We start from the raw sequence: 11,384 nt of genomic DNA on the forward strand, positions 1-11,384 counted from the left end.
CACAATCGCCCAGAACTCCGCTCCTCGCAAGGGTGACGCAGCCGGTAAGGCTTCACCCGAACAGGTTCGCCGCTTTCAGGAAGCGCAGGCCCGCAAAGCCGCTATGGAAGCCCCCACACTCAAAGCCGCGCAGGATTTGGCCCCTGACGAAACCAGAGTGGCGCAGATCGTATCCTATTTCGGCATGGAATGTGCTGACACGGCAGAACTGATCGGGGTGGGGGACGCCATTGTGCGCGACCAGTTCACCATCCTTTATCCTGTGCTGGTTAACCAGATTCGCGGTGACGACAACCTGACAGCCCTCAAGATGCACCTTGATCGCACTGTTGACGCCCTTGTCCGCTCCGCTATCGGGTCCGCAAATTTCTACGAAACCCGCCGCCTGCTTGCCAAAGATGCAAAAGATCAGTTTGCCAACGAAGAACGCGATGCAGACCGTATGGGCGTTGACGGTGGAGACAACCGCGTGGCGGTGCTGGCACGGATTGCAGCTGAAAACGGCGTGAAAGCCTACTCCGTGACCTGCATTGCAGAAGGGGCTTGCCGGGCATATGCCGAACTGATGGGCGAAGAATGGAAAGCCTACCAGAACACACGCAGCAAGCAGCCGGTCAACGAGAAGGCAACCGCCTTGCTCCATGATGCATTGGGCATCTAAAAACCAAGCCGGGGCGATAGCCCCGGCACTCCGTGCAGTTTTGGACAAAACTTAATGACGCAACACCCCAAACATTCACACCCGCTCTTGCGGGCAATCTTGCCGCCAGCTCAGACGAGGAAACATAAAGAGGACAGACTCAAAGCCGTTTCATCCCTGACTCAATCCGTTGCTCTTGCTATTATAGGCGTGGGTCTGGTAACGCCCTTATTTTCAAATTTTGGCGCTCTTAACCTACGGACAGCTCTTGCCGCCTTATGTGTGGCTCTCCTGTTCGAATTTATTTCTTTGGTATTACTCGCCTTGATCCCTTATAATACAGACAAGGAGGACTGAAAAATGGATGGTTTTACGCAGAGTATCCTTTACCTCGCGCTGCCGTTTGTGTTCTTCAGTGCGCTGATTGCTCTTGCTTTGGGGCCGATTGCGGACCGGCTTGCAGCTTTGAGAAAGCGTCTTGAACAGTCTTAATGAGCGAATGGGAAACCCGGAACTGCCCATTTTTGCCCGGTAATACGGAATAAGGCGGCCTCGGCCGCCTTATGTGTTTCTTGTCCGCTTAATCATGAGCGTATCGCCCGTTCCGGCCTGTCCAGTCAGCCTACGGCTCCGCTTCGCGGCGGCGCAACCCTCGCCAGGACGAAGTGGCCCGCACCCATCGCAGGGCAATAGCCCCGCGCTGGACGCAGGCCACTTCGTCAGGCTCAGGTTGCTCTGGACTTGACAGGCCGGAACGGGCTGGCAGTTCAGCATCAGGAAGGAGGAACATCGCTCAGATCGCACCAGAGCTGGCCTGTTTTGGAATCATGATACGTGTGTGTCAGACAATAACGGCCGCGACTGCTCTGGTCCCATGTCGCAAACAGTGAAACACACGCACCCATTAAAATAAGGCCACCCGCCATGAGAGCCAATCGGGCATAGGCGTGCCAACGGGCTTCCCGGTAAAACGTGTATTCCTGTGTCGGAAGACGCTCGCGGATCCGCTCGAAGGTCTGTTCCTTCAAGCCCTTTTCCAACGAGGCCATGAAGCGGTCAAAGAGGGCCTGCTGATCCCGCGCGAGGGCAATTTCCTGCTCTTTAAGGCGTGCTTCCCCTGTATTTTGGAGGCTCTGGATACTTTGAAATCCTTTGTCCAACCGTTCAAGCAGTGCTGTCAGGTCGCTCTGGACCGACAGGCGTTCAGCTTTTAGCTCATCAAGAAGGGTGCTTGTCGTATCCTTGGCTGCTGCTGATGCCTCGGCTTGCGACATAATCAGAATGCCAAGCGGAGTGTCCAACCCAATTCCCGCGTCATGAAGGGCACTCAGGAGACGCTCTCGCGCCTCCTGTTCCTTTTGGTTGCCCTGTGGGGTTAAGGCAACCATTTCTTACCACCTTCGCTTTCGAGGGCAATAATAAGCTTATTGTACCATTCTTTGGCCATATGGACCCAGAGCAGGTTTAGGGGTTGGCCATTGCTACATGCTTTTCCGTCGATAGCATCAAAAACGGTAAGTCCTGCCCCCTCAATGTGTTTCATGCAGGTTAGCGCAGGCATATCGATAATCTTTACACCCTGAGATGCCATTTCCTGATAGCGAGAATCTTTGCGTAACCATGCAAAAGGATCCACTGCGCTATTGTGGGTGCGAACTAGCCCGGCATTGAGTATCAGCACTGATTGTCCGCCTTTGAAGACACCACTGTTCCAGATGCGGTGGACGTGTTCAAAGTCATCACGCTCAGGGCCTGTGAAATAACCATAGGTAGGCTGGAGACCGCTGTGACTTAGGAATTCTCCCAGATTGGACTCTTCAGCCAGTTCTTCGCTCACACGGTCTCCACCGCCCATATCAATAATGACGGACGCTTCGCGCTGTAGTGCCTGAGCCAGAATGTCTGCCAGCCAGACTTTGCTCGTTTCAAGGGTGGCGCTGGTCGGACGTTCAACGCCGTATTTGCTTGTGGCTGGGTAGAGCCGGGAGAGCATGGGGTTGTTGATATCGCCATCTGCAACAAGGACAGGATGACCAAGGGCAATCGCCCGGCGGGCAATCCCTGCACAACCCAGACTTCCCCCGCTTCGCCCCCGACCTATCCGCCAGAATGCCCGACGGGATTGAGTGGATGAGTTTGGTGTAACGGTTGTCGTTTTCTCAGACATGCAATCCTCGAGTATGATCGGTGGACAGGATGTACACCTTCAAATCAAGGATACGGGTTCAGGTTGTGAATACTCTCAGACGTGCTACTGCGGGGTAATATCACGCCAAAAACCGGGTACCTGATTTCGGGCCGCACGGAAAACTTCGCTTTCTGCAAAAGTCATCGTTTCTGTAGTTCCGTGTCTGGCCCAAAGCAGATGTCCAACATCTCTCAGCCACTCGAACTCGTAATCGTAATTCCTATGGCTTGGGTAGCCCGGCAGATCACTGAACTTGAACGGAAGAAGCCTTATCTGTTCCAGTTCGCCTTCCTGAACGGGAGGCAAAGACGGGTCGTGCGGCAAATAGGCCTTAGCTGAAACTTTATCGACTTTGGGCAAATCCAGATAAACCAGATGCGAGCCGTCTGGCTGGGCTTCTGATAGTGCCGGTATTGGCTTTGTCACGGTTGGCGTAGCTGTTTCAGCTGCACGGTTCTGTTTCGCCTGATGCTTATACTCTTCTACGCGCGCCCTGTTTTCGCGCTGCCATTCTGCTGCGCGTTCAGCACACGCCATCTTCTCGAGCAGCTTTGCTCTCTCAATGGCCTCTGCTTCCTGCTTCAGGCGGTTTTCTGCATCGCGTAAAGCTCTTTCGCTCTCGCGTTCCGCTTCGAGGCGCAGGGTTTCAGCATTCCGCTCTGCTGCTTGGGTCTTCCTGCGTTCCAGCCACTTGCCGACGCGGTGCCAGGTTAACTGGGCGCAACGGATGCTCGGTGTTTCACCTTTGGCGTTTGTCAGGCCAGCCGAGGCAAACCATTCACAGAGTGCGCGCCAGTTGATCCGACGGCCATCCAGATGAGCGAGCAATGCGTCACGATGCCGCTCCATCCATGCCCGCAACGATGCCGCGCCATAAGCGTCGTCAAGCGCTGCCAACGCCCCTTCAATCCCGATGCTTATTGTCGTCATTTTGGCCGCTTCCCACACTCTTGCGCCTTTTGTGGCCGCCCAAGCCCTATACCAAGACATCAGTTATCCATCAACTCTTTCTCGCTTTTGCTGCCGCTTTACATCAGAACTACATCACAACAACATCACCAAAAAACCTTTTCCATATACAAATGCACCCTTTTGGGTGCGGCCCCTACGGGGCCACTCAGGAGGATTAAAAAAACATCATGAGGAACGAAGGAATTGCGCTGGTCTATGGTTTGTAAGGTTCGTATAATGCGAAAGTTACATACCCTTACATCTGACCAGTAGGAGAGCTGACAGTGCGTGTTTCCAGTGCAGAGTTCATCCGCAATTATGGCACCATGACCGATCAGGCCCTGTCAGAAGCCGTAACGATTACCCGTAATGGGAAGGACAGGCTGGTGGTGCTGTCTGCTGCTGAATACCAGAAGCTGCTCGCCAGATCCCGCCGTGTTGTTCTGCCCAACGAGTTGAGCGAGATGGATATTGAAGCTATCGCAGCGACCGAGGTGCCAGATAGTTATGCCCAACTGGATGCAGAGATCAGCAACCAGTGAGCTTCCCGGACCCGATACCGGGACTTGTAATTCGGTATTTCTACCTGTGGCGTCGGGAAGCAGATCAAGGGCAGGAGGAAGGCCGAAAGGATCGTCCATGTGCCATCATTCTCACAACCCAGAATGATGCGGGCCTGACACGGGTCCTTGTCCTGCCTGTCACACACTCACCCCCTGTAGCCGGGCAAACCGCCATTGAACTTCCACACACCACCAAGCAGAGGCTTGGACTGGATGATGCGCGATCGTGGGTCGTCATTACCGAGGCAAATGATTTTATCTGGCCAGGCCCGGACCTCAGACCAATCGGAAAAGACCAATCTACGGTCGCTTACGGTTTTCTGCCGCCATCGCTGTACCGCACGATCAGGGATGCCTTTGTGAGTGAAGCAAGGCGTTCGCGCAAGGTTCTCGTCCCCCGGACGGACTGAAGAACCGTATTCACAACTGAACCGACCATACTCATTCCATCTTATTGAAGAGGAGTTTGGGACGTGGTGGATTCAGGTCAGCAAAAATTAGCGGATCTTCTGGTGATCCTTCTGTCAAAGGGCGATGTCATGGCGAAGGATATCAAGGATATCCTTAAGCTGGTCAGTCCTGCAGACGATGATGACGAAAGTGCGAAGATCTCTGAGGCTCTCGCCCAAATGGCCAATGCCATTTCTGAGCTTTCTGATACGCTGAGTGGTGTAAAGGCATCGGTCGACGACCTGGTTAAAGTCACCAGAGATCATGGTGCGCCATGATTACCTTTCGTAAACTGACAGCTGACGGGGCAGGGAAACTGATTGTCGCATATCTGCGCGAACATCAGTTGGAGCCAGAAAACGATGTGCGGACCGACCGTGATCTGGAGAAAAACACGGAAAGCGGCGAACGGCTCAATTCTTATTACACTGGTCGTGAGGGCAAGGGCGCGTGGGCTCCTCATATTGGCGGCAGGATTGCCGACCAGTTAGGTATTGATACAACCAAGCCTCCCACTGATGAGGGACTGGCGCGTCTTTTTGAGTGTAAGAGAGCCGACACGGGTGGCAAATGGGCTGGAGACCATGCCAGCCGGAAAATATCGGGTTTTGACTTCACAGCCTCGCCGGATAAGTCAGTTACACTCGCCGCCGAGTTCGCTGAGACCAAAGCGGAGCAGGCCCTGATCTGGCAGGCTATCCACCTCGCAAATGATCGGGCTTTGGTTTTAATTGGAAGCGAGATTGGCATTGCACGCCGGGGGAAAGCAGGGGCAGGTCTTGAAGAGGAAGGTGAGGTGGCATGGATTTCCTTCCGTCATTATACCGCCCGTCCAGCGCTGCATATTCAGGATGGAGAGGCGGGTGCGACTGCATCGGTGGAAATACCGGTTCCCGGTGATCCGCAGGCGCACATCCATAACGTCATGCTTAACGCTGTGGCCACCGAGAGCGGGCACCTTGGGTCATTGGACAGTGCGCGCCTGACGAATGTTACAGCCCATCTTTATGGGGCGTATTTCCAGGCAGAGCTGGCGCAGGAATTGCGGAAGCTTGGTGTACAGATTGCCCCAGATGCCCGCGGAAAAGCAGTCGTCATTGAAGCGATCCCCAAGGAGGCTTGCGAGGCGTTTTCCAAACGGTCGAGGCAGGCAGAACAGCAGGCCAAGGCTTTTGTGAAGCGTCAGGGTGGTGATTGGAATACCATGACGGCCGATCAGAAGTTTCAGGTGCTGCATCAGGCCAACCTTGCGTTCCGGTCCAAAAAATATGATGGCACTAACGACCGGGAGATCTGGCGGGAACAGGCCAGGGAAATGGGCTGGGAGCACAAGACCGTTCTTACGGATGATAAGCCTCAGGAGCTTACCCAGCAGGAACGGTTTGATAAAGCGTATGAGGTTGCGGCCAGGCTGCTCGCGGATGAATTCCGCACTGCGGCTGTTCTGGATAAGAACATGTTCCGGGTTCATGCAGCCCATGGATTGATTGCGGCAGGGATTGCATCCAGTTCGGACATCGACCGTGTAGCGGAAATGATCGAGGAGCGGGGCATCCTTGTGAACGGCGAGATGGTTCTCTTCGTTGAGAAGGAACGCGATCGTCTTGTGCAGATTGCGACAACGGCTCAACTGGCCCTTGAAGAAGAAATGGCTGATCTGGCTGGCCTCGCGTCCAGAACACAAACAGGGGTGTTGTCGAGCGAGCAGATTGCGGCGGCTATTGCGCGTTCGGGATTGGATTTTGAGCGCGAGCCTGACCATGGCAAGGCACAGCTTGCTGCCATCTATGCAATGGGGGAAGCTGGCCAGCTTGCCTTTTTGACGGGTGTTGCCGGGGCTGGCAAGACCACTCTGCTCCAGCCGTTGGTGGATGCATGGAAGCAGGATGGTCGGCGAATGGTCGGGGCAGCACTGGCTTGGCGTCAGGCGGACGCCCTGTCGGATGCAGGTATTGAAGAGCGTTATGCTCTTGCCCCCCTTCTGAGGAAAATTGAGGATGGAAGCCTGAACCTCGACCCGGATAGCGTTCTGGTTCTGGATGAAGCGAGCCAGATTGCACCAGGTCAGATGTTACAGATCCTGCGCTACCAACAGGAAGCAGGATTCACCTTGCGTATTCTGGCGGACAGGGAACAGGCACAGGCGATTGAGGCCGGTGATGCTGTAGAGCTGCTCATGCGTGTGCTTCCCAAAGAAGCACAGCCAGCCCTGCTCAGCACCGTTCGACAGAAAACGGCCCGCGGACGTGAAATTGCTGGCCTATTCCGGAGCCCCGGCCGAGACCTGACGCTCTCCGAAGCGAAGCAGAAAGAGCAGGACACCCAGCGTACCCGACAGGCCATCGACATGAAGCGTAAAGATGGCACGTTCAGTCTGGTCGGTGGCGATCATACTCAGGTCGTGGAAAAGATCGCAGACTTCTACCTCAAGCGCCGTGACATGCTGACGGCAGCCGGGTCGAAGCGTGGGATTACAATGTCAGCTCCCACCAATGAAGATGTCATGGCACTGAGTATTGCCGTGCGTGAAAGGCTACGTATTCGGGGCGAGATTGGAAAAGAAGAGATTGTTCGGGCAGCTATAGACCAGAGAGGAGAAGAATATGATTTGCCCCTTTCTGTTGGTGACAGGGTGCGTCTTTTTTCACGGACGAACTGCCTGGTGCGAACAAATGACCGCAACCGTTGGCGCCAGTTGGGCAACAATGGCGATTTTGTCGATGTGAAGGGGTGGACCGATAAAGGCATTGTTCTGAAGAATAGTCACGGCGTCGAAGGTTTCGTTCCATGGGAGCGTTTGGCCGACAGGAAAACAGGGCGGATCAAGTTAGGGTTTGGTCATGCGATGACCATTGATGCAGCCCAAGGGATTACTTCAGACGAACATATTAACGCCATGCCACGCGGCACAACGGCAATGACGGGGTTCACGGCCTATGTGGCTGAGAGCCGTCACGTTCTGACCTGTTGGACGAAGATCGCTGAAGCTCCCGTAACGGAGGCGGAAACTTTTTCTCGCCCGTTGGGGGATAAGACCCCAGTCACGATTGAGGATATTCTAAATCGCATTGCTGGTGACATGGGCAAGCACCCCTACAAGTCACTGGCGATAGATCTCGAAGGTGTAGAGCTACAATATCAGGATGACATACGTCGCTGGATTACACAGGCCCATGTTAATGAGAAGGCAAGGCAGGAAGGAAAGTCTCCTGGGGAGAAGCAGCGTGCACGACAGGCGAGCCGGGGATTACGCGCGATAACGCCTGAACAGTGGGATGATGTGAGTCGTAAACTTCGACGGCAAGCTTACCAGACCCAGAATATGGCTGAATCTATCAAGAAATCAGTTGATGGTTTGAAGCGTAATCAGAAGAAAAAGCATGTACGGCAACAGGAGCAGGTGCGTGATAGAGGCAGAAGCCGTAACGTCGAGCCGGGTTTGTGACAGGAGCAGGCCATGATGGAAGATGATGTGATGGAGATAGAGCAGTTGATTGCAACTCTTGCCCCATTGATGTCGATGGAGCGTGAGGCTGAAAACTGCCAGAGTAGTGAAGAGTATCGTGCTTTTCGGCGACGGGTTGAAGATATTAACCAGGAAGCCCTTGATGGACTGAGGCAGTTTATTGATGACCGGCCGAACTGGGGACACACGGACATGCAGTCAGTTTATTACTTTCTTACAAAGCATCCCGATCTGATCTATTCCAGAACAGATCAAGGGGTACTGACAGCTTTGATCAATGAGGCATGGCGAGGGAAGCGAGGTTGGAAGTGGGACAACGCCATAATGGTTCTCATAAGGGTAAGGCAGGCGGGCCAGACACTCTCTGACGCCTCCCGCTAAATCCTGACGGTTCACGGCGAAAACCTTAAACATGGGAGGATAGCATGATCCATATTTAAGGTTTTTATCGCAAACATAACTTTATGGCTATCGCTACGTGCTTTATTTAAGCTTTCTGCCAAAGGTGAAGGCAGGATGGTGCCATGCATTATATTGGTTGAGCATGCGGAATAAGCAGAGAATGAACTATATGGTTCCTGAAAAGCGCCGGGGCTGAGTTTGTGCCGAAGCTCAGGGGCATGCTGTTCCATATCTGACATAAGCGCTGGGTGTTCATTGCTATTGAGCCTGACGCCCGGCCCCAAATTGCCTTCCTCACCAATAAAGAGGATTCCTGCCGCCTCCAGTGTATGCCGGATCGCTTTGAGTGTTCTGTGATGGGGCGAACGTGTGCCGGTTTCAACTGACGCACAGGTGAATGATCCTCAGATTTTCGCGCTCCAGAGTGAAGGGGTGGAAACAATTGTCACATAGGTGGAGGGATCGAAAAACCCCTTGGTTTTGAGCCTTGTCTTGTGATTCCATTTTTCGTGCGTTGATTGTGCGGGGTGGAAGATGAGGCAGTCTGGTTTCTTTGATGTTGAAGAGCGTCTTGCTCGGCTGAGCGGGCTTGGTGACCAGCTCGAAGCGTTTTCCCGGACTGTGGATTTTGAGGTGTTCCGCTCGAATCTGGAGCAGGTTTTGGCCTATTCAGATGGGAGCAAAGGCGGACGACCGTCATTTGATCCGGTGCTAATGTTCAAGATCCTGGTGATCCAGACATTGAACAATCTGTCTGATGAGCGGACGGAATATCTGATCAACGACCGCCTCTCCTTCATGCGTTTCCTTGGTCTATCGTGCTGTCGATCATCATGTATTCGTTGTCGTGGTCAGCCGCCAGATTCCGGAAAATGCTCTCGATCACACCGCTTTCGCACCAGCGGCGCAGTCGCCGGTGGACGTTCTTCCAGTCTCCAAAACGGGTCGGCAGATCACGCCAGGGAATGCCTGCGCGGTAGCGATACAGAACCGCTTCCACAAACAAACGGTTATCCGTGGCCGTACCGCCGACGTGGCCCTCACGACCTGGGAGAAGGTCTTTTATCCGAGCCCACTGATCATCGCTCAGACCATACCGTCGCATCTCTGTATCTCCCCGAAAAACAGAGAGAAAACATCACAGATCAAACGGGAGTACAAGCCTCATGCCACTCCACGCTAACTGACGACACGCCCTAGGCATAACGCGGGCCACCATGAGGATCGGACTGGCCAATATCGTCTATAATATGCGCCGCTTCCTCTTCCTCGAAAGATTGAGTGCGAGCGCATAGCCATCCAGCGAGGGGCAACGCTCGATCCGCTCAAAACGCAGGTCAAAAGTGACCCAAAGCGCCGTCAACCAAATCGCCAAAAGCCAGAAATTACCGGACAAGCACATCAATCAAGGGTTCTTCGATCCCTCCAGGTGAATAGCGCAGACTCCTGCGGCCACTTTGCCTCTCATATCGGACGTCGGTGCACCAATATGTGATTCCGAAGAACAGACATGAATGTTCGACTTTCGAAGACTGGCTTCCATCAGTTTTAGAGCGGTTCAGCTTGCGGTCGCAACAAGCATGCCAAACGTGTAGGTGAAACATTGTTCGGTTAAAACATTACTCACTGTAATCTTGTTGAAATTTTGTGAGTTCTCCAGCATAATCTCATGATGCCCATCAGCACTGACAAGTCGATCTACGACAAAACCGGTCGCCTACGATTTTGTAGTATAGACAAATTTGTTTCTGATATCTGTGAGGGCGATCATTGCTTTATATGCGGACGACATCCGAGTAAAGTCCCATTCAATAGAGAGCATGTTATACCAAATTGGTTGTTGAGGAATGTCAATATTCACTCGGGGAATATTCAGCTTCCGAACGGTAGGCTGCACCGATATGGAAGTTATACCATCCCGTGTTGCACTGAATGTAACACGGGTCTTGCGGAGCATTTTGAAAAACCAATCAGCGAAGCGTTTGGGAAGGGCTTTTCAGGTCTAAGCGCGTTGGTCGAGCGCGAGGGGACCGAGCGCCTGTTTCAGTGGATGGCCCTACTCTTTGTAAAAATGCACCTTAAAGACAAAACGCTTTTACAGAACCCGGATACGCGCCTTGGACGATTCTACATATCTGATGGCTATGATTGGTCAACATTTCACCACATGCATTGTCTCGCCCGCGCCCATTACTCCGGCGCAAAGATTGGTAAGTATGTCCACGGATCAATGTTGTTCGTCGAAGTTGGAGAGAACTCCGAAGATGAATTTTTTGATATTGCTACCGTGTCCAGCGCTTACACCTTGTACATTCGAGTAAAAGACATAGCTATATACACCGTGTTTGATGATTCCGGAATTTGTCTGGAGGCTGTAGAGCCCGTTTTATCAAGAATCACGGGCGTGATGAATTCGGCGCAAGCTCGCGAGTTGGCCGCGGAACTGGCGGCGGCAAATATTCACCTTAAAAATCCCCCTAGCTTTGGGACGAGATCGTCGAACGCTGATGGTGACGATCTCGAGATTATAGCTCTCCCTCCAGAAGGGAATGCCGAGTTCTTTGCCAAAAGCAATAACGCGATAGGTCACATCAAGCGTTCAGTTTTGGTAAGTTTTTGTCAAGCAACAGCAGATCATACGCGCGAAGAGGCGCTGGAATTGCTCGGATCAAATGAGTATTCGTTCTTATTCAACAGTGAAGGGGTTTTCGTCACTGGGGGAGA

12 protein-coding genes and 2 pseudogenes are annotated in these 11,384 nt (G+C 53.1%); 9 read left to right on the forward strand and 5 right to left on the reverse strand.

Features of this window, described 5'->3' with window-relative positions:
* Positions 1-661: hypothetical protein (locus tag ABF979_RS14015; protein WP_415560467.1), on the forward strand; the 661-nt coding region annotated here is incomplete at its 5' end.
* A 339-nt stretch (positions 662-1,000) separates the two neighbouring features.
* Positions 1,001-1,132, forward strand: coding sequence for a hypothetical protein (locus ABF979_RS14020; protein WP_257006413.1), 132 nt, complete (start codon positions 1,001-1,003; stop codon positions 1,130-1,132).
* A gap of 130 nt (positions 1,133-1,262) precedes the next feature.
* Here the strand turns inward: ABF979_RS14020 and ABF979_RS14025 are convergent, their stop codons facing one another.
* The 4 genes from ABF979_RS14025 to ABF979_RS14040 all read right to left on the reverse strand — a co-directional run bounded on the left by ABF979_RS14025 (position 1,263) and on the right by ABF979_RS14040 (position 3,758).
* Complete coding sequence (locus tag ABF979_RS14025) at positions 1,263-1,430, reverse strand: hypothetical protein (protein WP_415560468.1); 168 nt, start codon at positions 1,428-1,430, stop codon at positions 1,263-1,265.
* A complete protein-coding gene (locus ABF979_RS14030) occupies positions 1,414-2,028 on the reverse strand; it encodes a hypothetical protein (RefSeq protein WP_095351953.1) in 615 nt (204 codons plus the stop codon). The genes ABF979_RS14025 and ABF979_RS14030 overlap by 17 nt, the downstream gene beginning before the upstream one ends.
* The gene (locus tag ABF979_RS14035) at positions 2,016-2,807 is read right to left on the reverse strand and encodes a hypothetical protein (RefSeq protein WP_143221500.1); all 792 of its coding nucleotides are present in this window, start codon (positions 2,805-2,807) and stop codon (positions 2,016-2,018) included. The genes ABF979_RS14030 and ABF979_RS14035 overlap by 13 nt, the downstream gene beginning before the upstream one ends.
* 84 nt (positions 2,808-2,891) lie before the next feature.
* Positions 2,892-3,758, reverse strand: a complete 867-nt coding sequence (locus ABF979_RS14040) for a hypothetical protein (RefSeq protein WP_415499341.1) — start codon at positions 3,756-3,758, stop codon at positions 2,892-2,894.
* A 305-nt stretch (positions 3,759-4,063) separates the two neighbouring features.
* Between ABF979_RS14040 and ABF979_RS14045 the strand changes: the two genes are divergently transcribed.
* The 6 genes and pseudogenes from ABF979_RS14045 to ABF979_RS14070 form a co-directional block, all read left to right on the forward strand.
* Positions 4,064-4,321: a type II toxin-antitoxin system Phd/YefM family antitoxin gene (locus tag ABF979_RS14045; RefSeq protein WP_415499340.1), complete on the forward strand. Its 258-nt coding sequence runs from the start codon at positions 4,064-4,066 to the stop codon at positions 4,319-4,321.
* Positions 4,318-4,752, forward strand: a complete 435-nt coding sequence (locus ABF979_RS14050) for a hypothetical protein (protein ID WP_415499339.1) — start codon at positions 4,318-4,320, stop codon at positions 4,750-4,752. The genes ABF979_RS14045 and ABF979_RS14050 overlap by 4 nt, the downstream gene beginning before the upstream one ends.
* Positions 4,753-4,815: 63 nt before the next feature.
* A complete protein-coding gene (locus ABF979_RS14055) occupies positions 4,816-5,070 on the forward strand; it encodes a hypothetical protein (protein ID WP_415430129.1) in 255 nt (84 codons plus the stop codon).
* Positions 5,067-8,237 carry a MobF family relaxase gene (gene mobF, locus ABF979_RS14060; RefSeq protein WP_415560469.1) on the forward strand — a complete coding sequence of 1,057 codons (3,171 nt, stop codon included), beginning with the start codon at positions 5,067-5,069 and terminating at the stop codon, positions 8,235-8,237. The genes ABF979_RS14055 and mobF overlap by 4 nt, the downstream gene beginning before the upstream one ends.
* A 12-nt stretch (positions 8,238-8,249) precedes the next feature.
* Complete coding sequence (locus tag ABF979_RS14065; RefSeq protein ID WP_415499337.1) at positions 8,250-8,639, forward strand: hypothetical protein; 390 nt, start codon at positions 8,250-8,252, stop codon at positions 8,637-8,639.
* Positions 8,640-9,194: 555 nt separating this feature from the next.
* Positions 9,195-9,476: pseudogene (locus tag ABF979_RS14070) on the forward strand (transposase); the annotation flags it as partial.
* On the opposite strand, the pseudogene ABF979_RS14075 reads toward ABF979_RS14070, so the two are convergent.
* Positions 9,475-9,765 (reverse strand): annotated as a pseudogene (locus ABF979_RS14075) (IS5 family transposase); the annotation flags it as partial. The pseudogenes ABF979_RS14070 and ABF979_RS14075 overlap by 2 nt on opposite strands.
* Positions 9,766-10,329: 564 nt before the next feature.
* Here ABF979_RS14075 and ABF979_RS14080 point away from each other — a divergent pair.
* On the forward strand, positions 10,330-11,384 hold a 1,055-nt coding region (locus ABF979_RS14080), incomplete at its 3' end, for a hypothetical protein (protein ID WP_415560470.1).

The sequence above is a fragment of the Gluconobacter sp. genome, from assembly GCF_047723935.1.
Taxonomy (GTDB): domain Bacteria; phylum Pseudomonadota; class Alphaproteobacteria; order Acetobacterales; family Acetobacteraceae; genus Gluconobacter.